This window comes from Porphyromonas sp., from assembly GCF_030529325.1.
Taxonomy (GTDB): Bacteria; Bacteroidota; Bacteroidia; order Bacteroidales; family Porphyromonadaceae; genus Porphyromonas_A.
Map to the genome: position 1 here is coordinate 47,782 of NZ_JAUMXC010000001.1, position 26,755 is coordinate 74,536.

22 protein-coding genes are annotated in these 26,755 nt (G+C 44.8%); 6 read left to right on the forward strand and 16 right to left on the reverse strand.

What is annotated here, in order from left to right:
* Window positions 1–90: 90 nt before the first annotated feature.
* The 7 genes from Q4A14_RS00205 to Q4A14_RS00235 all read right to left on the reverse strand — a co-directional run bounded on the left by Q4A14_RS00205 (window position 91) and on the right by Q4A14_RS00235 (window position 6,522).
* The gene (locus Q4A14_RS00205) at window positions 91–831 is read right to left on the reverse strand and encodes an NADPH-dependent oxidoreductase (RefSeq protein ID WP_303169050.1); all 741 of its coding nucleotides are present in this window, start codon (window positions 829–831) and stop codon (window positions 91–93) included.
* Window positions 832–950: 119 nt separating this feature from the next.
* The gene (gene guaA, locus Q4A14_RS00210) at window positions 951–2,471 is read right to left on the reverse strand and encodes a glutamine-hydrolyzing GMP synthase (protein ID WP_303169053.1); all 1,521 of its coding nucleotides are present in this window, start codon (window positions 2,469–2,471) and stop codon (window positions 951–953) included.
* Between the two features lie 49 nt (window positions 2,472–2,520).
* Entirely contained in the window at window positions 2,521–3,210 is a 690-nt protein-coding gene (trmD, locus tag Q4A14_RS00215; protein ID WP_303169055.1) for a tRNA (guanosine(37)-N1)-methyltransferase TrmD, read from the reverse strand.
* A 294-nt stretch (window positions 3,211–3,504) separates the two neighbouring features.
* The gene (ispF, locus tag Q4A14_RS00220) at window positions 3,505–3,990 is read right to left on the reverse strand and encodes a 2-C-methyl-D-erythritol 2,4-cyclodiphosphate synthase (protein WP_303169057.1); all 486 of its coding nucleotides are present in this window, start codon (window positions 3,988–3,990) and stop codon (window positions 3,505–3,507) included.
* 13 nt (window positions 3,991–4,003) lie between these two features.
* Window positions 4,004–5,191, reverse strand: coding sequence for a type IX secretion system outer membrane channel protein PorV (gene porV / locus Q4A14_RS00225; protein ID WP_303169059.1), 1,188 nt, complete (start codon window positions 5,189–5,191; stop codon window positions 4,004–4,006).
* Between the two features lie 48 nt (window positions 5,192–5,239).
* A complete protein-coding gene (locus Q4A14_RS00230; RefSeq protein ID WP_303169061.1) occupies window positions 5,240–5,809 on the reverse strand; it encodes a hypothetical protein in 570 nt (189 codons plus the stop codon).
* 71 nt (window positions 5,810–5,880) lie between these two features.
* A complete protein-coding gene (locus Q4A14_RS00235; protein ID WP_303169062.1) occupies window positions 5,881–6,522 on the reverse strand; it encodes a redox-sensing transcriptional repressor Rex in 642 nt (213 codons plus the stop codon).
* 387 nt (window positions 6,523–6,909) lie between these two features.
* Here Q4A14_RS00235 and Q4A14_RS00240 point away from each other — a divergent pair, with 387 nt between their 5' ends.
* The 6 genes from Q4A14_RS00240 (at window position 6,910) to Q4A14_RS00265 (ending at window position 14,981) form a co-directional block, all read left to right on the forward strand.
* Window positions 6,910–8,127: a hypothetical protein gene (locus Q4A14_RS00240; RefSeq protein WP_303169063.1), complete on the forward strand. Its 1,218-nt coding sequence runs from the start codon at window positions 6,910–6,912 to the stop codon at window positions 8,125–8,127.
* 477 nt (window positions 8,128–8,604) lie between these two features.
* A complete protein-coding gene (locus tag Q4A14_RS00245) occupies window positions 8,605–9,963 on the forward strand; it encodes a replication-associated recombination protein A (protein WP_303169064.1) in 1,359 nt (452 codons plus the stop codon).
* Between the two features lie 43 nt (window positions 9,964–10,006).
* A complete protein-coding gene (gene serC / locus Q4A14_RS00250; RefSeq protein ID WP_303169065.1) occupies window positions 10,007–11,086 on the forward strand; it encodes a 3-phosphoserine/phosphohydroxythreonine transaminase in 1,080 nt (359 codons plus the stop codon).
* Window positions 11,087–11,116: 30 nt separating this feature from the next.
* Complete coding sequence (locus tag Q4A14_RS00255) at window positions 11,117–12,040, forward strand: NAD(P)-dependent oxidoreductase (RefSeq protein ID WP_303169067.1); 924 nt, start codon at window positions 11,117–11,119, stop codon at window positions 12,038–12,040.
* A 108-nt stretch (window positions 12,041–12,148) separates the two neighbouring features.
* Window positions 12,149–13,405: a DUF1015 domain-containing protein gene (locus tag Q4A14_RS00260; protein WP_303169069.1), complete on the forward strand. Its 1,257-nt coding sequence runs from the start codon at window positions 12,149–12,151 to the stop codon at window positions 13,403–13,405.
* 133 nt (window positions 13,406–13,538) lie between these two features.
* Window positions 13,539–14,981, forward strand: coding sequence for an aspartate ammonia-lyase (locus Q4A14_RS00265; protein WP_303169071.1), 1,443 nt, complete (start codon window positions 13,539–13,541; stop codon window positions 14,979–14,981).
* A gap of 415 nt (window positions 14,982–15,396) precedes the next feature.
* On the opposite strand, the gene Q4A14_RS00270 is transcribed toward Q4A14_RS00265, so the two are convergent.
* The 9 genes from Q4A14_RS00270 to Q4A14_RS00310 all read right to left on the reverse strand — a co-directional run bounded on the left by Q4A14_RS00270 (window position 15,397) and on the right by Q4A14_RS00310 (window position 26,377).
* Window positions 15,397–16,329 carry an ion transporter gene (locus Q4A14_RS00270; RefSeq protein ID WP_303169073.1) on the reverse strand — a complete coding sequence of 311 codons (933 nt, stop codon included), beginning with the start codon at window positions 16,327–16,329 and terminating at the stop codon, window positions 15,397–15,399.
* Window positions 16,330–16,345: 16 nt separating this feature from the next.
* Window positions 16,346–17,311, reverse strand: coding sequence for a hypothetical protein (locus tag Q4A14_RS00275; RefSeq protein ID WP_303169074.1), 966 nt, complete (start codon window positions 17,309–17,311; stop codon window positions 16,346–16,348).
* A 5-nt stretch (window positions 17,312–17,316) separates the two neighbouring features.
* Window positions 17,317–18,894, reverse strand: a complete 1,578-nt coding sequence (locus tag Q4A14_RS00280; RefSeq protein ID WP_303169075.1) for a peptide chain release factor 3 — start codon at window positions 18,892–18,894, stop codon at window positions 17,317–17,319.
* 20 nt (window positions 18,895–18,914) lie between these two features.
* Window positions 18,915–19,823, reverse strand: a complete 909-nt coding sequence (gene rfbD, locus Q4A14_RS00285; protein WP_303169076.1) for a dTDP-4-dehydrorhamnose reductase — start codon at window positions 19,821–19,823, stop codon at window positions 18,915–18,917.
* Window positions 19,820–20,371 carry a DUF4924 family protein gene (locus Q4A14_RS00290; RefSeq protein WP_303169077.1) on the reverse strand — a complete coding sequence of 184 codons (552 nt, stop codon included), beginning with the start codon at window positions 20,369–20,371 and terminating at the stop codon, window positions 19,820–19,822. Before Q4A14_RS00290 ends, rfbD begins: the two co-directional genes overlap by 4 nt.
* A 29-nt stretch (window positions 20,372–20,400) precedes the next feature.
* Window positions 20,401–22,863 (reverse strand): endonuclease MutS2, encoded by a 2,463-nt coding sequence (locus Q4A14_RS00295; protein ID WP_303169079.1) that lies wholly within the window; start codon window positions 22,861–22,863, stop codon window positions 20,401–20,403.
* Complete coding sequence (rseP, locus tag Q4A14_RS00300; protein WP_303169081.1) at window positions 22,863–24,182, reverse strand: RIP metalloprotease RseP; 1,320 nt, start codon at window positions 24,180–24,182, stop codon at window positions 22,863–22,865. Before rseP ends, Q4A14_RS00295 begins: the two co-directional genes overlap by 1 nt.
* A 22-nt stretch (window positions 24,183–24,204) precedes the next feature.
* Entirely contained in the window at window positions 24,205–25,365 is a 1,161-nt protein-coding gene (locus Q4A14_RS00305) for a 1-deoxy-D-xylulose-5-phosphate reductoisomerase (RefSeq protein ID WP_303169082.1), read from the reverse strand.
* 265 nt (window positions 25,366–25,630) lie between these two features.
* Window positions 25,631–26,377, reverse strand: coding sequence for a hypothetical protein (locus tag Q4A14_RS00310; protein WP_303169083.1), 747 nt, complete (start codon window positions 26,375–26,377; stop codon window positions 25,631–25,633).
* Between the last annotated feature and the right edge of the window lie 378 nt (window positions 26,378–26,755).

Below are 26,755 nucleotides of genomic sequence, written 5' to 3' on the forward strand. Positions count from 1 at the left end.
CGTGAAATACAGAAGTGAGCAAAACCAACAAGCCCTCAACCAAGAGTTTTTCTTGATTGAGGGCTTGCATCACTTATTGAGATATCGGGGTTACTTCTCAGCTGTAAAACCTTGTTGCTCGAGACTTGGCTTGACTTTTGGAAAATAGACACTTCTGTATCTGGCTCCAACGAAGTCGGTCCAAGCGCAGACTTCCGCAGTGTCGCCACGTTGAGCGAGATAATCCTTGTATGTCGCATCATACTCCGCCACAAGACCGTCCGTATCCATGTTGTAAGTATCTGTCGCGACAGTAGCATCGTAGGGAAGACGAGGCTTGAGGGACTGCTGTCCGGCTTCGACACCGATACACATCCCCAAGACCGGATAAACATACTTCGGAAGTTCAAGAAGCTCGATGACCTCAAAAGGCTCACGACGGATTGCTCCGATCGGCACGACACCATACCCCAAAGACTCTGCGGCTGTCATCGCATTGGAAAATGCAATACCCACATCCACCGAACCAACGATAATAGACTCTATGGATGTGGCGTGTTCAAAACGCATTCCCTTGGCAGCCATCTTCTTCGCCACCTTATGGTAGTCCATGAGAAAAACCATGAAGACAGAACACTTGGAGATCCACTCCTGCCCTCCTGTCAATTTGGCGATTTTATCCTTTTTAGATTGATCTCTGACCACAATGATGCTCCACTGCTGACCATTGACTGATGTAGGAGCATGGATAGCAGACTCAATGATGGCCCTCAGATGCTCCTCCTTTACCGCCTCGTCTGTATAATTACGTATACTGCGATGCGCTTTCATCACCTTTATTGTTTCGTTCATATTTGTATGATTTTATTGTCTTCTTTAGTGGTAACAAGACTGTAAGCCGATTCGTTCACAATCATGGCTTATCTGAAACAAAAAGAGCTGCGAGACAAACTCGCAGCTCTTTTTGTTTTTTATTCCCACTCTATCGTTGCGGGTGGTTTTGAACTGATATCATACACGACGCGGTTGATTCCACGCACACGATTGATGATATCGTTGGAAACTTTTGCCAAAAACTCGTGAGGCAAGTGCGCCCAGTCTGCAGACATCGCATCAGTAGAGGTCACTGCACGGAGGGCGACAACACTCTCGTATGTACGCTCATCACCCATAACCCCAACCGACTGTACCGGAAGGAGAATAGCTCCTGCCTGCCAAACTTTATCATAAAGCCCCCACTCTCTGAGTGCCGACACATAGATATCATCAGCCTCTTGAAGTATCCTTACTCGCTCTTCTGAGATCTCTCCGAGGATACGGATACCAAGCCCCGGACCGGGGAATGGATGACGATGAATGAGGTGTTCTCGCATACCCATCTCGAGCCCTACTCTACGCACTTCATCCTTGAAGAGAAGACGAAGAGGCTCGACAAGCTTTAGGTGCATTTTCTCAGGAAGTCCTCCCACATTGTGGTGGCTCTTGATTACTGTTCCGGTGATGGATAGAGACTCGATGACATCGGGATAGATAGTCCCCTGACCAAGCCACTTGACATCCTTGATCTTCTTAGCCTCTTCCTCAAAGACATCGATAAAGCCTTGACCAATGATCTTTCGCTTCTGTTCGGGATCAGTCACCCCTTTGAGTCGGCTGTAGAAGTATTCTTTTGCATTCACACCCTTGACATTAAGCCCCAAGTGTTCGTAGTCCGCAAGGACATTTTCAAACTCATTTTTACGCAACAATCCATGATCAACAAAGATACAAGTGAGACGGTCCCCGATTGCCTTGTTGAGCAATACGGCACAGACAGAAGAGTCTACACCTCCCGAAAGGGCCAAGAGAACCTTATCATCACCAAGCTGTTCCTTGAGCTGAGCCACCACGCTCTCCACAAAAGAAGCAGGTGTCCAGTTCTTTTCACACTTACAGATACCAAGGAAGTTGGAAAGAAGCTTTGTGCCCTCTTCAGAGTGAAATGCTTCCGGATGGAACTGCACTCCCCACACGGGCAATCCTTCGATCTTATATGCCGCTGTTGGGATACTGTTGGTCTTCGCGATGACCTTTCCATTTTCAGGTAGAGCTGTGATTGTATCACCATGAGACATCCAGACCTGACTACCCTGAGTGAGGCCGGAGAGGAGAGCATCGTCACTCTCGGTAATATCCAAGTGTGCACGTCCAAACTCACGAGTTGTACAAGCCTCGACACGCCCTCCTCGCTCATTAGCGATAAACTGTGCACCATAGCAAATACCCAAGACAGGGACTTTGCCTATGATCTTGTCGAGATCTATACGGAAAGCATCAGGCTGATTGACCGAATATGGGCTTCCTGAAAGGATAATCCCCTTGATACCCGTGAGATCATCGGGCAAGTTGTGATAAGGGACTATCTCACAGTAAACACCCAGCTCTCGTACCCGACGTCCGATAAGCTGTGTCGTCTGTGACCCAAAGTCCAAAATGAGAATTTTTTCTAACATGTTCTGAGTTTGACTTATGTGATACGTATATTTACTTCTATAACAGGTATTAGTCCTTGTTGTCTTCATGAATCAGATGTGGGCGCAACTTCTTGGTACGCTCAACAGCCTGATTGTGCTTCCATTCGTCTATCTTGGCTGCATGTCCGGACAATAATACGGGTGGTACTTCCCAGCCATTATACACAGCCGGACGAGTATAGACAGGATGAGACAAAAGATTATCTTGAAATGAATCTGACAGTGCGCTCTGCTCATCACCTATCACTCCGGGAATAAGCCGCACAGTAGCATCAGCAATGACAGCAGCCGGGAGCTCACCTCCGGTCAAAACATAATCTCCGATAGAGACTTCTCGAGTGATGAGGTGCTCGCGGATACGATGATCAACCCCCTTATAATGCCCGCAGAGGATGATAATATTTTCGTATAAAGAAAAGCTATTGGCAAGGCCTTGAGAAAGTATCTCACCATCGGGCGAAGTATAGATAACTTCGTCGTAATCACGCTCGGACTTGAGATGAGTGATAGCCTTATGAACCGGTTCAACCTGTATCACCATCCCTGCTTCACCTCCAAATGGGTAGTCATCGACTCTACGCCACTTGTCCGAAGTATAGTCCCTGAGATTATGCAACACTATATCAACCAATCCCTTATCCTGCGCACGTTTGATGATAGAAGTATTTACAAAACTCTCAAACATCTCAGGAATCACACTTAGGATATCTATGCGCATAAGTATAAGAATGGGGATATAACAAAGATCTTTAGTTCCTGCAAAAGTACAAAAAACAGACGACATAACAGCACTTATGAGACTCAGACAACAGGGTAAGCAATCACAATGTAACAACGCATATCTCTGTCCGACACAACAAGATATTTGGAACTCAAATGCAAAGAGTTCTCATACCATAGGAATACCTGCCGGAATCACAGAGTATTAAGGATTTTTCGAACAAGATAAAAAATAATAGGTGTCAGTAACTTGAGTTTCTGACACCTATAAAAATCTTTAACACCTTGACATTTAAGGTTTATATATCAATACGGTGGCATAAGCCACAATACCTTCTTCTCTACCGGCAAAACCCATTTTTTCATTCGTTGTTGCTTTGATCGAGACATCCTCAACATCTATCTGAAGAATGTTCGATATCACGCTCTGCATCTGAGGGATATGAGGATTCATCTTGGGGCGTTCAGCCACCAACGTAGAGTCAATATTTCCTACTTCGTAGCCCTTACCTTTCAACAGATCAAGGACTCCTCTAAGCAAAACCTTGGAGTCTGCGCCCTTATACTTCGGGTCTGTATCAGGAAAATGAAACCCAATGTCCCTCAAATTGGCAGCCCCCAAAAGAGCATCGGATATGGCATGCAAAAGGACATCAGCGTCGGAGTGCCCCAATAAACCTTTCTCATGAGGTATTTCCACGCCACCAATGATGAGAGGACGCCCTTCCACAAAAACATGGACATCATACCCAAACCCGACTCTTATATTACACTTCATTGACATACATTATTCAGAGAGAAAAGCCCAAAGATAACCTCATGGTATTATTGAGGGGATTCTGAGAGTCAAACCCTGTAAAGTAAGAGACATCAAAGGTTACGTTTGAGAATATAACCCCCACTCCAAGAGATATCCCGGAGTCGTTACCCTTGGTATGGTGCTGATATCGTCCGCCCAATCGAGCAAAAAATACTTTATCATACACGTACTCAGCACCTACAGCCAACGAAATTTCCTTGAGTTCCTCAGAGAAACCGCCGGGAGCATCTCCAAAGGAATAGAAAATTGCCTTGAGGGGATTCATCTTTCTCAAGTATTCCTTCTGCTGAAGAAAGTCAGGAGCAGTAGGCAAAGGGATGGAGGGAGCAAGATACTTGTCTGCTTCGACGCTGAACGAAAAAGCATGAGGCTCACTACCAAAACCCGACATCCCTGCACCGATACGCAAAATGGCAGGACTGAAAAGGTAAGAAGCTCCACCATCATACGAGAGTTTATCTCCTATATTGTCGACAGCCATACCTACCCTTAAACCAACCTCATCACCACCGATAGAGATAGTTCTGTCATGAGTCAAAGCAAGGTCCAACATAAAAGTCTGAGCAAGACTCTTGGTCGTCTTGGGGTTATCTGCAGGACCTGTGGTAATCTCAGCATTGAGATCAGAGCGCAAATATCGCACAGTAGCACCAAGACTCCACATCGGATGGAACTTGATGGCATATCCCAAGTCAAATGCAAGCTCAAAAGGATTTATGGTCAATGGCTTGGAATTGTCTTGTCTCGGAAACAACAAAGCCTCACCAATATCGAAGTACCTGAACGAAGCACTCAGGCCATGGCGGATATCGCTCCCCCAAGTATAGTAACCGGTCAAATAAGTAATCCCCATATCCTTGGCAATCTCAGTGAGCCAAGGCGTATAGGATAAGGAAACACCCCAGGTCTTCTGACTGAATCCAAGTTTGGAGATATTGTGATAGATAGAATAAGTGTCTGTCCCTGTAGCCACGCCGGTATCAGCCATACCTGCACTCCTTGCGTCAGGCACAATAACTGCTGAGACCGCTCCAATCTGAGGAGGATTGAAGTACTCTCGGGTTGAGGAAGTCCCGGAAGTACCTTGCCCCGAAGCTATCGTGACTCCAAACAAGAGGGGTGTCAACAAGCCTACTATTTTGGTGTATCTGAGTTTCATGTGATGTGTATTTGTACTTTATCTGTTTTTTGCTTCAGCTTTGTTCAGTCATCGAATACCGACAAAGGCCAACTCTTCCTCTCCCCATGCGATGTAGAGATCGTCACCCTCTGTGACAGGCTCATAAGCCGGCAACAAAGGAAAGGTAAGCAAGTCCCCAATCTTGAGCATGAAATAACGGCTCAACATAGAGAGATAGGTATCCACTGTCGAACGAGACAACAGCTCGATAAGCCTTCTCTCATCACCATAGATGAATGTCAATTGTCGATCAGAGCATTTGTCATAAGTCATCATCGAACCTTGGACAAGTGAACCGTCAAAACCCGAATAGGGCACATGAGGAGCCATTGTTTTCAAAGCGTCTCGGACGTCGTCAAGACCACACAAAGAAAAACCCACACCGACCTGCTCCCAATATCGATGAGCGAACTCGTGTTCGACAAACTTACCCACGCGTGCGATACGAACAATCATGTGCGGCTGTACATACAACCTGCGGATATGTTCGGGACAATAAACCACCTTGCCGGAGTTAAGCATGGCCGAGTCCGGCTTGGTATATATACTCCTGATATCAGGCTTATCACTCAAATGCTCATGATCGTCCGGAAGCAAATGATCAAAATCTGTACAAAAAATCCTCACTCTTAGCTTCTAAATATCTATGTCTGATTTATGCCTCATTTTCACTGATGAGACTGTTCCTTCAGTCGGTTAAACATCACAGCAAGGTGAGCATACATCGAAGTATTCTGTACCACAACGCCATCGGGGACTGTGATACGTAGCGGCGTAAAGTTCCATATCGCCTTTATCCCATGCTCTACCATCATATTGGCAACCTCTTGCGCATTACCAATGGGGACAGTCAATATCCCCACAGTGATATCAGGAGAGATGACCTCAGCCAATTTGTCCATGTGATAAATAGGCAGACCTCCGACAGTAGTTCCACAGAGTTCGTCAGATACATCAAAACCTGCCACGATCTCAAGACCATACTGATTGAGACCTCTATCTGTGATCAGAGAAGCACCGAGGTTACCCACACCAAACACACAAGCTTTGTGACAGTCATTGAAGCCTAAAAAGTCCTCCAAGACCTCGACCATATTATTCACATCGTATCCGACTCTTGTCTTGCCGGACAGAGAGACATAGGACAAATCCTTTGCTACCAAAGCGGAGTCAACCCCAATGGACTTTGCGATATAAGTGGATGAAACCACCTTTTCACCTTGCTTACTTAGCAATTTCACATACGCCAAGTACCAAGGCAATCTACGGAGGGCGGGCTCTGGCACCTGACTATTTCTCTTCTTTGCCATTTTCAAAATACAATTCTCTTTACAATGGCTCTTACCTCTACCGACCAAATTATATGGCAAGCGGGTAACAGTCTGCGTTAATAATCAATATTCAAAAACCTTTCACATCACAAAAATAAAGATTTTGAATGGCTTTGCACAATAAAGAGACAAATATTTAATGAAAAAAATGTCTAATATTGGCAGAAATACAGATTAATGACGATATTATCGAGAGACAGAGTCTTTTATCAATAAAAACGGGCACTAATCCTCCCCTATCTTCCTTACCCACGAGCGCATATAGACACCTTGACAACCCATCCAGAAGAACGTCATCTTATCCTCTAAAATATTTTGATAAATTTGCCGTATCAGATAGTGCAAACTCAAAAAATCAATACAACTATGAAACGGGTTTACATCATTTTAGCCATACTCTTATCCATCCAGACAGGATATGCCCAGATTAAGGAAATGCATCCTACTCAGACCGAACGATTGGATCTGAGCGCTAAGGGAGAAAAAGCTTTTGAAGCAAAGGCCAAAGCCATACAAAAGATCTACGAAAAACTGGAGAAAAAGGGTGGTTCGGAAGCCCTAACCAAAAAGGAAAGAGAACTCCTTGACAGCTACGACGACACAATAGACAGTTACTGGTCCATCATCGGGAGCGGATGTAGCTGGTACTGTGGAGGAGGTACCAAGAGCGTCACGGCCTCAAGCCACCTCAAGGCTCAAGGCTCAATAAACTATCTACCCGACAACGCTCATGACCTTAACTATAAGAACGCATGGGCAGAAGGAGTCCCGGGCTACGGGATCGGAGAATACCTGTTGTACACCTTCGATGCAACAGCTCCACGGATCAATCAGATAATTGTAGTCAATGGTTATGTCAAAAGTAAGACCGCTTGGGAAAACAACTCCAGAGTCAAAAAACTGAAAGTATACATCAACAATAAACCCTATGCCATACTCAACCTCAAAGACATAAGAGGATCTCAGACATTCGATGTCGAGCCCATAGGCAACACTCCGAGAGAGAACGAGGAGGAGATGCAAAAGAAGGGAGACTGGACAATGAAGTTTGAGATATTGGAAGTATATAAGGGCGCAAAGTATGATGACGTCATCATATCGGAGATCTATTTCGATGGGTTGGATGTACACTGCCTTGCCAAGGGGACTCCGGTCCTTATGGCGGATATGTCTGAGAAAAACATCGAAGACTTGGAGATCGGCGACCTTGTTGCGTATATAGATGGCAAGGAGTTCAAAACCGCACGTATAGAAAAACTTGCAAAAGCAACACATCACGGACTCGTCACCTACAGATTTGAGAGTGGTAGAAGCATAACAACAACACAGGATCATCCATTCAGAATAGAAACAAAAGGTTGGTCATCCCTAAGCCCCGAAAAATCGGCTAGGTATAGAGGATTTGAAAAAGTAAGAAAGGTCGAAATAGGAGACGAATTCGCGACAGCATCAGGCAGAGACCGATTGATTGCAATCGAGCACCTGAACGAGACTCAAGAGACCTACACTATTTCGAAAATGAACAATGGAGATCACTTCATCGCCAATGGGCTGATCGTAGGGATCGAAGAACTCAACGAATAAATCACACCGACAAAAATAATCAAAGGGGTGTTGCTGATACGAACTCGGCAGCACCCCTTTTGCATAAACAAGATAATATCAGACAATTAAAATCCAAATCTCCACCTCATCGCTCTCCACAATCCGAACCTTCCCACAAAGGGTCAAAGAAAAGATAAAGAACCTCCCAAATCAATGTGTCTAACTTGATGAATGAAGTTGTCTAACTTGATGCATCAAGTTAGACAACCTTTTTTCGACAGGCTGAAACCTTTTTTTACAACGATGAACAAGGGTGTGAAGGAGGCTTATCAGGAAAAGGGTTATGTTTTCTTGATTTATCAGCAGGAGATCCCCCAAAATGACAAGATTTTGCACAGTCTACACATCAAAATCTAGGAAAGACAATCGGAAAGTCAGAAGCCCCTGCAAAACATTCAAAAAAACATGCTAAATAATTTGGAATAGCCAAAAGTAACATCGAACTTTGTACAGAAAATGACCGCATTAGCACCCTTAGCAGAAAGAATGCGCCCACAGACTCTTGACTCCTATGTAGGGCAGGAGCACTTGGTAGCGCCGGGAGCACCACTCTATGAGATGCTCTCCGGGAGTATTTTGCGCTCATTTATCCTATGGGGTCCTCCCGGAGTAGGCAAAACAACGCTGGCTCACATCATATCCAAAACCCTTGGTCTCCCCTTTTACACGCTTAGTGCCGTATCATCCGGAGTGAAAGATGTAAGAGATGTCATCAGGGTTGCAGAGGATAGCAAAGGGGGCTTATTTTCGGGTGGTACACCGATCTTGTTTATAGATGAAATCCATCGATTCAACAAATCCCAACAAGACTCCCTTCTTCATGCTGTAGAGAGAGGGGTTGTGACACTCGTGGGAGCAACCACAGAAAATCCTTCGTTTGAGATCATCCGTCCGCTCTTGTCCAGGTGTCGCGTATTTGTCCTGAAATCTCTGGACGCCAAGGCAATGAGACAGTTGTTGGACAAAACTATCGAGACAGACACGCTGATGCAGGCGTTTGACTTTGAGATAGTAGAAACGGATGCGTTGTTTGCTGCAGCAGCAGGCGATGCCCGAAAGTTGCTCAACATCATAGAACTGCTCACCCTCACGCCTGAAGCTCAAAAAACGAAGAAGGTAGTCATCTCCAACGAAAATGTAGCAAAACATCTCCAACAAAATCCGGCTGTCTATGACAAAGGCGGTGAGATGCACTATGACATCATCTCGGCGTTTATAAAATCTGTGAGAGGGAGTCATCCCGACGCTGCGCTGTATTGGTTGGCTCGGATGATAGAGGGAGGAGAAGATCCGAAGTTTATTGCGAGACGTTTGGTGATCTTGGCAAGTGAAGATATAGGATTGGCTAATCCCAATGCTCTCCTCATAGCTCAGGCCGCATTTGATGCAATAGAAAAAATCGGCTGGCCTGAAGGTCGCATTTCTCTCTCTGAAGCAACAATATACCTGGCAACAAGCCCCAAAAGCAACAGTGCTTATGAAGCCATAGACAAGGCCTTGGCTTACGTACGTGCCAACCCGGCAGCACCTGTCCCCATGCATCTGCGAAATGCTCCGACAGAGCTGATGTCAGAATTGGGCTATGGAGCCGGATATATCTATCCCCATCTGTACAAAGGTAACTATGCCCCTCAACAATATCTCCCCGAAGAAGTAAAGGGGATAACGTTTTGGGAGCCGGCAGATAATATACAAGAGACTCGTTTGATGGAGTTTGTGAATAGCAGGAGACAGATGTATGGAGAGAAAACCGACATTTTGTCCCCAAGATCTCAACAAATGCACAGGGAGTCTGACCCAAATATCGAGAACTAATTACTATATTTATAAACTAAAATTATCCAAACTATTTTCAACAATGAAAAAGCACAATTTCAATGCAGGACCATGTGTCCTACCTCGCGAAGCAGTGGAATCTGCAATCGAAGCTATCCGTGATTTCGACAACACCGGTATCGGTATCCTTGAAATCTCTCACCGTACTCCGGGCTGGGAACGCATCATGAAGGAAACAGCAGATCTATGGCGCGAACTCCTCAATATCCCCGACAACTACAAGGTACTTTTCCTTGGCGGTGGTGCAAGCACTCAGTTCTTCCATGTCCCTGCAAACATCCTCGGCAAGAAGGCTGCTTACCTACAGACAGGTGTTTGGGCGAAGAAGGCTGCTAAGGAAGCTAAGTTCTATGGTGATGTAGAAATCGTTGCTTCTTCAGAAGATAAGAACTATTCTTACATACCAAAAGGATACACCATCCCTACTGATGTTGACTACTTCCACATCACTACAAACAACACTATCTACGGTACTGAAATCCATGAAGACATCGACAGCCCCGTCACTCTCGTTGCCGACATGTCATCTGACATCCTCAGCCGTCCTGTAGACGTAAGCAAGTACGGTATCATCTATGGTGGTGCTCAAAAGAACGTAGGTCCTGCAGGTGTTACTTTCGTCATCGTACGCGAAGACCTCCTTGGCAAGGTAGAGCGCAAGCTCCAGACAATGGTGGACTACCGCACACACATCGGTGATGCTGAGAAGGATCGCTCAATGTTCAACACACCTCCTGTATTCTCTATCTTCGTAATGCACGAAACTCTAAAGTGGGTGAAGAACCTCGGTGGTCTTGAAGCAATGTACAAGATCAACAAGGAAAAGGCTGAACTCCTTTACAACGAAATCGACCGCAACAAGATGTTCGTCGGTACAGCAGCTAAGGAAGACCGTTCACTCATGAACGTTTGCTTCGTAATGGCTGAAGAACACAAGGACAAGGAAGCTGCATTCATGGAATTTGCGAAGGCTGCAGGTATGGTAGGTATCAAGGGTCACCGTTCAGTAGGTGGTTTCCGTGCTTCTATCTACAACGCTTGCCCACGTGAGTCTGTAGAAGCTCTTGTTAAGTGTATGCAAGACTTCGAAAAGCAATTCTAAAATCATACTAATCCGTAAAAATATTCAGTCATGGCAAAAGTATTGATCGCAACGGAAAAGCCTTTCGCTCCCGTAGCTGTCGCTCAGATCAGCGAGATCCTTGAGGCAAACGGTTTCGAGGTAGTGAAGCTCGAAAAGTACACAGAGAAAAGTCAACTTCTCGAGGCTGTCAAGGATGTGGAAGGTATCATCGTACGTAGTGACATCATCGATGCAGAAGTCATCGAAGCAGCTAAGAACCTCAAGATCGTCGTGCGTGCAGGTGCAGGTTATGACAATGTCGACTGCGAAGCTGCAACAAAGCACAATGTCTGCGTGATGAACACCCCTGGCCAAAACTCTAATGCAGTTGCTGAGCTTGTGTTTGCAATGCTGCTCTTCCACGTAAGAACAGGATTCAATGGCAAGACAGGTAGCGAGCTTATGGGTAAAAAGCTTGGTGTAATGTCTTATGGTAACATCGGACAGAATGTTGCGCGTATCGGTCAAGGCTTCGGTATGGAGGTCTATGGTTTCCAGAGATTGACTCCTGCGAACTACTTCGTTAAGGACGGCTTCAAGTTCTTCAACGACAGAGAGCTTATGTTCGGTCTTTGCGACGTGATGGTATTAGCTATGCCTGCAGCGGCAAACACAAAGAAGATGATCGACTACAATTTGCTAAGCCGTATGCCTAAGGGTGCTATCCTTGTGAATATCGCTCGTAAGGACCTCATCAACGAAGCTGACCTTCTCCGCGTTCTTGGTGAAAGATCTGACCTTACTTACCTCACTGACGTGAAGCCTGATTGTGAAGCAGAACTTGTCGAAAAGTTCCCTAACCAATACTTTGCAACTGCAAAGAAGATGGGAGCTCAGACTGCTGAAGCTAACACAAATGCAGGTATGGCTGCTGCTAAGCAAATCGCAGCGTTTATCCAAACAGGCGAAGCTAAGTTCAAAGTCAATAAGTGATCAAACTTACATCCATAGAAAATATTTGAGAAAGGGACGACCGGCAGTAAAATACTACTGTCGGTCGCACCTGCCTCTATTCCCATACATCACAAACAACAAAATCCAATGGCAAGAGTAAAACCTTTTAGAGGATTTCGTCCTCCCCAAGATCTTGTTACACAAGTAGCATCACGTCCATACGACGTCCTAAATAGCGATGAAGCTCGCGAAGAAGCAGCGGGCAACGAAAAGTCTCTCTATCACATCATCCGTCCTGAGATCGACTTCCCTGTAGGAAAGGACGAACACGATGAAGATGTGTACGCTAAGGCTGCAGAGAACTTCAAGATGTTCCAAGACAAAGGCTGGTTGGTTCAAGACTCTGAAGCATGCTACTACATCTATGCTCAGACAATGAATGGCAAGACCCAGTACGGTATTGTCGTGGGTGCGAACGTGGATGACTACATGAACAATGTCATCAAGAAGCACGAGCTCACTCGTAAGGACAAGGAAGAAGACCGCATGAAGCACGTACGTGTCAACAACGCCAACATCGAGCCTGTATTCCTTGCTTTCCCGGACAATGCTGAGTTGGAGCGCATCATCAACAAGTACAAAGCAACTGAGCCTATCTACGACTTCGTAGCTCAACTCGATGGCTTTGGTCACCACTTCTGGGTTGTCAATGACAAGAACGACATCGAGACTATCACCAAGGCTTTCGCTGCGATGCCATACCTATACATCGCTGACGGTCACCACAGATCTGCAGCTGCTGCTCTTGTAGGTGCTGAAAAGGCAAAGGCGAACCCCAACCACACAGGTGACGAAGAGTACAACTACTTCATGGCAGTATGTTTCCCAGCAAGCCACCTTACCATCATCGACTACAACCGTGTTGTTAAGGACCTTAACGGTTTGTCAGAAGCAGACTTCCTCAAGGCTCTTGAAAAGGACTTCATCGTCGAAGAAAAAGGCGCAGCAGAATACAGGCCTGCAAAGCTCCACAACTTCGCTCTCTACTTGGGCGGTAAGTGGTACTCACTCACAGCTAAGGAAGGCACTTACAATGACAACGATCCTATCGGCGTCCTTGATGTGACTATCTCGTCTAACCTCATCCTCGATGAGATCCTCGGCATCAGAGACCTCCGCACCTCTAAGAGAATTGACTTCGTAGGTGGTATCCGTGGTCTTGGTGAACTCAAGAAGCGTGTAGACAGTGGTGAAATGGTTGCAGCACTTGCACTTTATCCTGTGTCAATGAAGCAACTCATGGACATTGCAGACTCAGGCAACATCATGCCTCCAAAGACTACATGGTTCGAGCCTAAACTACGCTCAGGTCTTGTAGTTCACACTCTTGAAAACGACAAATAATAGATAAAGTCCGGATCAGGCTTCCCATGCTCACTCATGGGAAGCCTGATCTAACAAAAGTCTTTATAATTTTATGAAGGCGATCTAAAAATAATTAAGAGAACGCCTCCCAACTTTTTTCATTTCACACATAATGGAAACCAATAAAGTAAGGGTCGAAAGCGACCTTCTTGGTTCAAGAGAGCTTCCCAACAGCGTACTCTATGGGGTACAGACTCTCAGAGCGATGGACAACTTCAACATCTCTCCATTCAAGCTCAACAACTATCCCCTATTCATTCACGGCTTGGCTTGGACCAAGATGGGTGCGGCAAGAGCAAACGGTAAGCTCGGTGTCATCACACACGAGTGTGCTCAAGCTATCGAAAAGGCATGCCAAGAACTTCTCGAAGGCAAGCACCACGAGCACTTCCCCATCGACATGATCCAAGGAGGTGCAGGTACATCTACAAACATGAATGCCAACGAGGTCATTGCCAACAGAGCACTTGAGATCCTCGGACACGAACGTGGACACTACAAGCACTGCTCTCCTAACGACCACGTCAACGCATCTCAGTCTACCAACGATGCTTACCCAACAGCCATCCACTTGGGTCTCTACGCTACTCACCTCCGCGTGATCGAGCATATGGAGTCGTTTGTGGCGGCCTTGAGAGTGAAGGGTAAAGAGTTTGCACATGTCATCAAGATGGGTCGCACACAGCTACAAGATGCTGTGCCTATGACACTTGGTCAGACATTCAACGGTTTTGCTTCGATCATCGAAGAAGAGATCCCTAACCTCCGCCACGCCGCAGATCAACTCCTCACCATCAACATGGGTGCTACTGCTATCGGTACAGGTATCTGTGCCGTACCGGGCTACGCAGAAGAGTGCACAAAGGCTATCAAGGAGATCACCGGATGGGACATCAAGCTTGCCGAAGACCTCGTAGGTGCGACATCAGACACATCACACCTCATAGGCTACTCACAAGCCCTCAAGCGTATTGCAGTAAAGATCAGCAAAATCAGCAATGACCTCCGTCTCCTCTCATCAGGCCCACGTTGTGGTCTCGGTGAGATCGAGCTTCCTGCACGCCAACCCGGATCATCTATCATGCCGGGTAAGGTCAACCCTGTGATCCCCGAAGTAGCATCTCAGATCGCATACAAGATCATGGGTAACGACGTGTGTGTCACCATGGCCGGCGAATGTGCACAGATGGAGCTCAACGCGATGGAGCCGGTCATGGCGCAGTGCTGTTTCGAGTCATCTGACTACCTCACGGTCGGTCTTGACACCCTCCGTGATCTATGTATCGTAGGCATCAAGGCGAACGAAGAGCGTTGCCGCAGACACGTCAGCGAAAGTCTCGGTATCGTCACTGCTCTCAACCCATACATCGGGTACAAGAACTCGACAAAGATCGCGAAGGAAGCCGTTGCGACAGGTCGCCCTATCACAGAGATCGTCATCGAAAAGGGCATCCTCACTCAGGCAGAACTGGATATGATCCTCGCTCCTGAAAACATGATCAAGCCTGTACACCTTGACATCAAGCAATTGGATAACCTCGGATACGAGGAATAATCCTTACGACATAATAAAAATCGGAAACAGGGTGTGCCATTAAATTGGTCACCCTATTTTCTTTTTCCTCTCTACCGCAAGCTGCCTACCTGACAAATATATCATCCAGACAACTCATACGACAAAAGACAACAAAGAGGGATATAAACCTGTACAATCGATGTGCCTACCTTGATGAATTAAGTTGTCTAACTTGATTCACGAGGTTAGACAACCTTTTTAATACCCATCCGCAGGGAAGTTCATTAAAGGCAAATAGAAAGATATAAAGTCTTGGCTAAGTATAACATTCCCAAAGAGAAAAACTGCTCTGTCATATCTGCCTTGCTTCAAATCTCTACTCCATACGTAAAAAGTCAGGTTGCCTGAACATGCGACAACCTGACTTTTACCATTCGTCTCAGAATAATTACATCTATTCGGGTTTGATAAGTTTTGTGCCACAGATAGAACAGTAATTATCTTCCGGCTGATGACTTTCGTGTCCGCAAGAGTGGCAAAAGACACCCTCATGCGGCTCAAGAGTGGATAGCTGCTTATTTACCTTGGAGTAAGAGTTTTCCTTGGCGACTTCAGCGCTTATGATCCCCGTAGGTACGGCAATGATAGAGTAACCAAGGAGCATCACAATCGTAGAGACAAACTGACCCAAAGGTGTAATAGGTGTAATATCTCCATAACCCACGGTAGTGAGCGTGATCATCGCCCAATAGATAGAGCGAGGGATGCTGCTATAGTTGGGATTGACTGGACCTTCGATGAGATACATTACTGTACCGAGGAGAGACACGAGCACCGCAATCCATAGCATAAATACACTGATCTTTTCGTAACTATGTTTTATGGCTCTGGAGAAAAACTTCCCTTGCTCCACAAATGTCCCCATCTGCAATATCTTGAAAACTCTCAATAGCCGCACGATACGCAAAATCAACATGTAGTGTGCCCCTACAAATGCTATGGAAAGATAACTTGGCAGTACGGAAAAAAGATCGATAAGCCCGAAGAATGAAAAGATGTATCTCTTCTTCTCAAAACTGGCATAAATACGGAAGATATATTCGACAGTAAAAAGGATCGTACAGACCCATTCAAAAATCAACAGTCCATAGTGGAGTGTAGAGCCTGTGTCTGTAATGGTATGGATGAAAACAGCTATAACACTGAGCAAAACCAACGAAAGGATGATGACATCAAATCTCCATCCCTCCTTGGTGTCGTTCAGAAAAATGATCCGGTAGAGCTTGCGTTGATCATACCATGACATCTCACCATAGTTACCCAGATCATTGATCGATGGACGGTGACGTCTTTGTTTTTCTCTGTGTGAAGCTTTATGTCTGTCCATAGCTCTGATGTTTTGGTTAGACCTTCTTGACTTTGTACTTATACATGTGACGCCATATCTCTACCATGCAGATAATCCATACGGCAAACAGAGGCAGCGTGACTGCAATTTCTGCGATATTCATCGAGATATATCCCAAGCCAATCAACCCCAAACAAAGGTACGAGATTATCACAACTGTCAATCCTATGGCTTTACTCCATCCCCTTTTCAATCGGGAATATTGAACCCATCCTAAGACTCCCACCAATGAGATCAGAAGAGTATATGGTGTATTCATCGAACTAAAAAGTCCTATAAATAACAGGAGAGATGACACAAACAGTGGAAATATCGGTGCAGGAGAACTCAAATGCCTCACCTTAAGACATGGAAGTAATTGGACATGAAAAAGATTGATGATAAATAACCTCATCACCCAAGCGGGAAGGACTTCGTACACCCTCATGATATGGATGAATGAAAACTTTTGTGGTAGGCTCTGAGTGTCGGGAGGCACACCTCGGAAACCTGAGATCCACTCGTAATAGCTGCTTAGCAACTCTTTGGGGGAGAATATCACCAGTGGTAAGAGTGTAAAGAACAGAGTTGCCACAAGTGCAGTAACTCCAAATTCTCGCTTGCGATCGGTGAAAAATATCAGGAAGTAACCAAGGAGAGGATGGATCATGAGGACACTACCCAAACTAACAACGGCAGCACTGACCTTGGGATGCGTGTCCAAATACAGAGCTGCGATCAATATAAAGGGTAGTGATAATAAGATAGGAGAGAAATATCCGACACTGAGGAAAAAAGCCGGTAATAGCAGAAGGAGAAAATATCTGCAATTGGGAATAGAAAGAAACATCTTGTAACTGCCCCATAAGACAGCTACAAAATACAGAACAGGGAGGATATAGGGAGTGATGCCTGATGTCGACATCGCCTGCACCACATCCCATAGTGGTCCTACCCCCTGTCTGTCATAGTAGTCTAACACGTCACTTAGAACTCAGAAGTGAAGTGAAACTCAATTTCAGGGAAGTCCTGCCTTGCCATGTTGAGCAAATAAGCACTGTCAGCCATGTAGACATCTCGACCATGTATATCTACTGCCATGTACTGAGCTTTTCGACGTTTGAAATCTTCGAGAGCTTCCTTATTGTCCGATGCGATCCAACAAGCCTTGTAGAGACTCACGGGTTCCCATCTACACTGAGCCTGATACTCATGGAGTAGCCTGTACTCGATCACTTCAAACTGGAGTTGTCCGACAGTACCTATGATCTTACGCCCATTGAATGTGCTGGTGAAGAGCTGAGCCACACCTTCATCCATGAGTTGATCAATCCCTTTTTGCAACTGCTTTGACTTCATAGGATCAGCATTCTCAATGTACTTGAACATCTCGGGAGAGAAACTTGGCAAGCCTTTGAAGTGAAGGTTTTCACCGGATGTCAGAGTATCTCCGATCTTGAAATTACCGGTGTCCGGAAGACCGATGATGTCACCGGCAAAGGCATTGTCCACAATCTCTTTTTTCTGAGCCATAAAGGCTGTCGGGCTGCTGAACTTCAGGTTTTTATCTAGACGGACATGCCTATAGTTCGTATTACGCTCAAACTGCCCGGAGCATATCTTGACAAAGGCGATACAACTTCGATGGTTGGGATCCATGTTGGCATGTATTTTGAAGATAAATCCGGTGAATGGCTCTTCGTAAGGATTGACAGTTCGCTCCTCTGCTTGAGTCGAACGAGGAGAAGGTGCAATACGAACAAAACAGTCGAGCAACTCCTTAACCCCAAAAGTATTGAGAGCCGAACCGAAAAAGACCGGTGCCACTTCAGCATTGAGATAACTCTCTGTATTTAACTCCGGATAGACTTCACCGATAAGTTCAAGATCATCTTTCAGCTTGGCAGCTTGAGCTTCAGATATGTACTTTGTGAGTTCATCGCTATTCAAATCCAACTCTACACGCTCAGAGATCTTCTGCTTGTCGGGAGTATAAATATCAAGACCTTTTTCAAAGATGTTATAAACCCCTTTGAAGCGTTCTCCGGAATCTATCGGCCAAGAGAGCGGAGTGACTGCAATCTGAAGTTCTTCCTCAATCTCATCAAGCAGATCAAAGGGATCTTGACTCTCTCTATCCATCTTATTGACAAAGACGATCACAGGAGTCTTACGCATGCGACAAACCTCCATCAAACGCTTAGTCTGTTGCTCCACACCTCTCGCACCATCAATGACGATAATGACACTATCCACCGCGGTCAGAGTCCTATATGTATCCTCAGCAAAATCTTGGTGACCCGGAGTATCAAGAATATTGATCTTGTAACCATCATAGTTGAATCCCATTACAGACGTAGCTACAGAGATTCCCCTTTGCTTTTCGATCTCCATCCAGTCGGAAGTAGCAGTCTTCTTGATTTTATTGCTTTTTACAGCGCCTGCGACATGTATCGCACCCCCAAAAAGGAGCAACTTCTCGGTCAATGTAGTCTTACCGGCATCCGGGTGGGCAATAATCGCGAAAGTACGACGTCTTGATATTTCAGCTTGATTATATTGCATGATGATATTGATTAGAGTGCTTAAATCGTAATATTGTCTATCTTGTATACTTCCCGAAGAGCTTCCTCCCAAGGCTTGACAATCTCAGGAAGGAGATTTTGGATCTTCTCAGTGTTCAAAGGGGAATAACTTGGGCGTTTGGCAATTGTCTTGTAGTCCTTTTGAGTACAAGGAGAGATCTCGATGTTTTTGGTTTGTGGATCAAGATCCAAGATAGCCTTCGCAAAGTCATATCTTGTCACCTCTCCCATATCAGAATAATGATACAGCCCGAAAGGAATACCCTCGTTCGCTTTCATCAATTGGATAACTCTCACAACTGCACGGGCAAGTTCTATAGCAGAGGTGGGACTTCCTGTCTCATCATTGACGACAGTGAGAGGAGTTCCCTCAAGAGCTTTTTTGCGAATAACATTATAGAAGTTTTTGCCGTATGGGGAATAAAGCCATGCCGTGCGCCAGATATAGGCTGTGGGACAATTGGCCAAGACACCTTCTTCTCCTTCCAGCTTTGATTTTGCGTAGAAATTGGCAGGATTAGGAGTATCACCTTCTTTGTAAGAATGGAGACGTTCCGGAGATCCTTCACCACCAAAAACATGATCTGTACTAAAGTGAAACAAAACCCTGTTTTGTTTTCGGCAAAGTTCAGCCAATTGTATTGGGAGCTCGGTATTGAGACGTATAGCTTCTTTGCAATTGATTTCAGCATCGTCTACACCTGTAAATGCAGCGGCATTGACGACCACGTCAGGCTTGTAAAAGTTAAAAAACCTCTCTACCTCTTGAGGTAAAGTGAGGTCAATGACATTACGGATAGTGGGCAACCATTTGATACCCTCTGCATCACCAAAGTTTCTTATTATAGAGTTACCCAATTGCCCACCTGCACCCGTGAGCCATGCGGTTAGTTGCTTCTTTCTGCTCATGCCTCGTTCAGTTTGATATTACCGGCCTCTATCTCACAATATCGATCAGCAAGAAGGGCCAAAAATGTACTTATCTGCTTGATTGCAGAGAGAGTTTCTTCTGAGACGTCTTTCCCCTTCATCTTTAAAGTTAAATAACCGTACACTCCGACAAAACAAGTTTCTATCTCATTCTGCTGAGTGTCGTTACTCAATGTCCTAAGCTGAATGATCGAAGGTAAAGTCTTGTAATACAGAGTTGAGTATATAGATTGCACCGGCATCTTGAGAAGCTGCTGATGGATAACATTGAGTTCGATAAGCAAAGATTGTATCATAGGCACATGACCTGACGATATCGTATTGCTTCTGAGCATCTCATCTCTAAGCCGGAGGTACCACTCGATAACATCTTGCACCGGCTCTCCCTCTTTGTTGTAGTTTTGAGAAACATAGTCCTCAATAGCTTTATCATCTCCGCCCAAAGCTCTGATAATATCCTCTATCTGAAACATGTAGAGGATATATTCTGAGATATTCTCCTTTCTTTTTTTCTGTGCTACAAACATATATTCTTTCCGCTTATAAAACAATCGATCTATATATCGAGTTCTACCACTGTGATACCGGCCCCGCCAAGATCCACATGCTCATCTTTGAACTTTTTGACCAAAGGCATTCCCCCCAATTGCTGTCTTATGGCTTCACGGAGAGCTCCTGTCCCCGTACCATGAAGGATTCGAACCGGCGAATAAGCAAATCTCACAGCATCATCAATGAAGTAAGTCACACTCTGCATCGCCTCATCCACTCGCATCCCCCTGCAATCCAACTGAGGTTTAAAGTTCAACCTTCGGTCATCGTCCAAACTTTCGATGACAGCAGGCTTACGCTTGATGATCCCTGTAGCTTCCTTTATGCTTGGTGATAGTTTCGACAAGGGTAATACCATCAACAAGCTTCCCAGCCGAATACGAGCCTTATTTTTCATCAATTCGACGACTTCCCCGACCTCATTAGAGCCCTCAACAGAGACATTACTACCGACTTCTATCTTTAATTTTTCTTTATCGACTTGAGGTGAAGCGTCTGTTTTCTTGCTCTTCTTTTCCGATTTCTCTTTCTGAGAAATATTCGTCAAAAGATTTTTCTTTTTCTCCTCAAGCTTCTGTCTAAGGATCTTCGTAGACTCTTTTTCCGCGTTCTTCTCCTTTATCTCACGAATGGTTTTTTCCACCGTTGCATTTGCGGATGCAATGATCTGCATCGCCTCCTTTTCAGCTTTGGATATGAGGATCTTTCTGTCCGAACTTAACTTATCAAGACGTTCTTGGAGCTTTGTTTTGAGTTGCTCGAGCTCTTTCTCTTGTCTGTGAATCTTATTACGCTTTTCCTCCCAGTATTTTTTATCTCTCATGATGTCTTGGAGATACTTATCTTGCATGACATAATCTGTACCTACAAGATTTTCAGCATAGTCCAAGATATCAGAAGAGAGTCCTATTTTACGAGCAATTTCTATCGCAAACGAACTACCGGGCTTACCTATAAAGAGCTGATACAAAGGCCGGATCTGTTGTCTATCAAAAAGCATTGCTCCGTTTATCACGCCCTTGTGAGTTTCCGAATAGTCTTTGAGATTACCATAATGGGTCGTTATCATCCCAAAACAGCCGACTTTGACGAACTGATCAAGAAGAGCCTCTGCAATGGCCCCCCCAATTATAGGTTCTGTCCCTGATCCGAACTCATCTATCAATATGAGGGTATGTTTATCTGCATTTCTGCAGAAATACTTCATGTTCAAAAGATGAGAAGAGTAAGTACTCAAATCATTTTCAAGGGACTGTTCATCTCCAAGGTTCAGAAATATCTTCTTAAACAAACAACAAGTAGAGTGATCCGATACCGGTATGGGCAATCCGCATTGAAGCATGTACTGCAGAAGTCCCACAGTCTTCAAGGTCGCAGATTTCCCACCGGCATTGGGTCCGGATATTACGAGTATACGTTTTTCGTGTGAAAGAGTGATATCGAGCGGTACAATCTCCTTGTGTTGAGACTTTAGATGTTGTTCAAGTAGAGGATGTCTTGCCCCATACCATTCCATTCTCTTGTGAGGTGTTATTGTAGGCACGATGGCATTTAATCTACCTCCAAGTCGAGATTTGGCTTTTGCAAAGTCAAGTATACCTATCAAGGTACAATTTAACTGTACTGCCGGAAGATCAGGTCTCAACACTGAGGTAAACTCCTTTAAGAGACGAGTGATTTCTCTTTTCTCCTCGCTGAGTTTTTCCCGGATTTTATTATTCATCTCCACCAACTGCTCAGGTTCGACAAAAAGCGTTTTACCTGTTGCAGACTCATCGTGGACAATTCCTCTCATTTCCCTCTTAGCAGACGGGATGATAGGTAGCAAGAGACGGCCTTCACGCAAAGTCGGATGAGCATCTTTTTCCACCCAACCTTGAGCTTGAGCATGTTTGAGGAGACTCTGTATCGTTGAACCTATAGAACTGTTGAGAGCCCTCAAATCCTGACGGATATCTCGTAAAATTCTTGAAGCAGAGTCCTTGACATTTCCCTCTTCATCGATGAGATTGTGTATGCGACGACGTATGTCCGGTAGAGTATTTATACCCGATACGACTTTATGGAGGTTGGGGTAAGGATAATCCTCATCCCCGGAGTATTCAAAAGTCTTGATCACTTGAAGACATGCAGTAAGGAGTTCCCCGAGAGCCACGACACCTTCAATAGGCAAAAATGCTCCCTCAGGACGAATACCATAGATATAGGCTCTCAGATCTCCAAAACGCAGTAGAGGCACATCTTTACCTGAAGTCAACAAATGCATCATCTCACGCACATGGGCAAGTCGCTCTCCGAGTTCCTTCGGATCATTCATAAATGCCATATTTTCTGCGAGATGCCTGCTGACTTCATTGTCACACAAGCGATAGACTTCAGCACGTATGATGCCGAAGTCCAACCTATCTTCAAATGTTGAGGGGAAGATATTACTTTTCAGTTTCGTCTTACTCTCGTTGCCTTTCATCAGAAAAAGAATCGTCGTATGTCATTGACATTGGCATAAAGCATCAAGAACAGTAGGAAAAATAAGCCTGCCATCTGTATGCGCTCTTGCACCTTGATCGACAATTTTCTACGGGTGATGATTTCAAAAATCAAAAATATGATATGCCCGCCATCAAGGCCGGGGATGGGCAAGATATTCATTACAGCAAGCATAACAGACAGAAAAGCCGTCATACTCCAAAAGTCTATCCATGAAAATCTCTCAGGGAAAAGGCTACCAATGGTACCCAATCCTCCAATCTTAGACGCACCCTCCTTCGTAGCAACATACTTGAGCGAAGAAACGTAAGCTCCGAGTCTCTTAAAAGTCTTGCCTATACCGACAGGTATTGATTCAAAAAAGCCATAACTGACCTCCTCGACTCCCAAAGCCTTGGCCGGAGGCATAAAACTGATCCCTATACCTTTCTCCGCATCGATGTAGCTCCTCAAAGCAATCTTCTCTCCACCTCTTATCACAAGAAGAGTCGCAGAGTCCCCCTTAGCCGAAGATATAGCGTCTATAACTTCTCCAAGATGAGAAGTTTCTTTTTCTGCCACGGCAATAATTTTATCCCCGGACTCCAATCCGGCCTTATGGGCTTCTCCACCATCCAACACAGCGTCTATCACACATGGAGGTTGCAAACGGTAAAGAGTACTATCCGAACTGATAATAGCCCTCATCAGATCTGTTGGGATCGATATATCCAAGAGTTTCCCTGCCCTCTCGACAGTCAGCACCTCACCCTTACTGATCATCTGGAGTATCGACTCATCAAAATATTTGAATTCTACCTTATCTATAGCGACGGGGAGATCACCATCCTGAAGGCCCATACGATGTCCCACACTTGAGTAGACGAGATTATCTCCGACATTCTTCATCGGGATCTTGACATCTCCCCAAGTATATGATATCCCCGAATAGATTGCAAATGCAAGGATTACATTGAATAGTACACCACCAAGCATGACCAATAGGCGTTGCCATGCAGGTTTGGCTCTGAATTCCCATGCTTGAGCCTCGCTGGCCCACCCTTTCGTATCCATTGACTCATCGACCATACCTGAAATTTTGCAGTACCCGCCGAGAGGCAACCATCCGATGCCGTACTCAGTATGACTACCTTTGGGTTTATACTTGATCAAGGAAAACCAAGGATCAAAAAACAGGTAGAACTTATCTACCCGAATCTTGAATAGTCGAGCAAAGAGGAAGTGTCCCAGCTCATGTATAAAGACCAATATCCCAAGAGAGAGTATCAGTTGAAATGCTTTGATTAGAAATATACTCATATTTAAAATTGAAAAAATAATACTAACGATTACGAGTCCAGGCTCTACTACGCTGCCTTGCTTCGGCGTCTATGTCTCTTAGTTGAACGACACCCGATATGTTGCGGCTTCCCATATTGTCCATAGTGTCTCTTATCAAGCGAGGAATATCCGTAAATCCAATACCTCCACTAAGGAACCGTTCTACAGCAATCTCATTTGCAGCATTCATGACACAAGGTGCTGTTCCCCCCATCTCGATAGCTTCAAATGCTAAATCCAGACAAGGAAAAGCATCTCTGCGTGGGACTTCAAATGTAAGATTGCAAAGATCTGAAAGACTCGGAAGTGGCAAGTCGATATCCAAACGGTTGGGAAACAAGAGACCATAGGCGATAGGCAACCTCATATCAGGCATACTCAGTTGAGCTTTGACACTACCGTCCCTATAACCGACCATGGAATGAATGATACTCTGACGGTGTATAGCGATCTCAATATCCTTGGGAGAGACGTCGAACAACCACTTGGCTTCTATCATTTCCAAGCCTTTGTTCATCAATGTTGCCGAATCTATCGAGACCTTTTTACCCATATCCCACTTGGGGTGATTCAAAGCTTGTTGAGGTGTCACCCGCTGTAGTTCTTCTGTCGTAAAATCCACAAAGGGACCTCCTGATGCCGTCAGGTAGATACGAGATACAGCATCACTCTTGTCCCCATACAGGCACTGAAATATGGCAGAGTGTTCCGAGTCTACCGGGATGATTGGAGACATCTTTTGGCGACTCAACTGCATGATAAGCTCACCTGCTACAACAAGAGTTTCCTTGTTGGCAAGGGCTATCGTGCGCCCTGTCTCCATAGCATGGATTGTAGGAGCAAGTCCGGCAAAACCAACCATCGCTGTAAGAACGGTATCGGCCTCATATGATCCTGCGATGTCACAGACCGCTTCTTCGCCCACAAGTATCTCTATACTTTCGCCGGCAAGTTCTTTCTTCAAGTATTTGTATTGCATTTCACTTGCAATTGCAACCATTTGAGGTTTAAACTCCTTAGCCTGTCGGATAAGCAGATCGACATTGCTGTGGCACACGAGGGCATACACAGAGAGGATGTCTCTATGCTTTGAGATCACATCTAATGCTTGAGTACCTATGGAACCGGTACTCCCCAGTATGGTAACTTTTTTTGGGGTCATTTTTCCTGAAACAATTTGGCAGAGTTACTCCAAGCCTTTAAAACTGCATCTGATTAATACACATCTGATTAAGCCTAAACCTATGGAAACCACAAGCTTCTTAGTCTGCTGTATATCTTGACAAAGTTAAGCTTTTTTGGCGATATTACAGAAGCATTTTTCGAGCACAGTCCTCCATATGTATTGCCCCCTCTCGATGCACACATGGGAATGCGGGATCAAGAGGGGGCAATTGTTTATTCCTTTAATATCTTGAGCTTATCGATCAGTCAAGCCCTTTAAATTCTTGATCAAACTTGATATCACGAACATTGTAAAACACATCAGACTCATCAGTAAGGAAGTATTGGTTATTTTTATCCATGTTATTCCTATCGTACTTGGTGAGTTTCACTCTTGCAGGCTTATCACCACCATTGTTGATAATATACAAGTTGAGGTAAGGAATACCATTGTTACTCTTGGTGTACTGACGTCCCTCATCAACTTTGACACGGATGGTATAAGGCTTGGTAGGATTATATCCATTATCATAGCGGGCACCGTCGAGGTATGCTGCATACTGATATGGTTTCTTATGTCCACCCTTAAGCTTATTCATAAGAGAGCCTTGTGGATGTATATAATCCTTGGTACCCATGATTTCGAGACACTGTTGACCGATCTGAGGATTACGGCGATACATTTCGAGTGCCATGATATTGAGTGCTGCCGCCCCGTGAGGAGTCTTTGCGATCTGATTGCGCACATCTCTAAACTCTTCCACAGACGCAGGAAATCTGTTAAATGATACAGAACCGCTCTGTCCCGAAACAAAGTCTGTAGGATTGATCTCTCCACTGAGACTTAACGAAAGTGCAGGACGAGTATCGGTATTAGGCTGATCCGAATTATCCTTGCTTGATGTATCGGGCTTTTTAGCCTCAGGATTTCCGGAACCGCAAGCAACGATTGATAATGATACGACTGCCATAATAGCAAGAAGAGAAAAGTGCAGTCTGTTTTTCTTCATGTTAGTTTTTTAATGTATTAAACAGTTAATAAAATAGATAGTATACAGTTTTGATTGATCGATCATACTTGCCAATCAGCAAACACAAATGCCCGACACAGTCAAGAGTATAAATCTCCGGACTGAAAGAAATCGCACAAAAAGCTCCGCTCTAAAACTCTAATAAGAATTGAAAACCTCCCAATCCTCCCCCAAGTTTCATGTGGTTTTTATGTATCAACCGCAAAGGTATAAAAAACAAAATTAAACTTAACACACACCTCAAACATTACAGGGCAACCGCATCAAAAATCTCGATAAAATACAAGTTGCTGATTTTCAAATGATTGCATTTTAGGATTATATTCAAAGATAAAGAATGCACTCAAAACCATGATT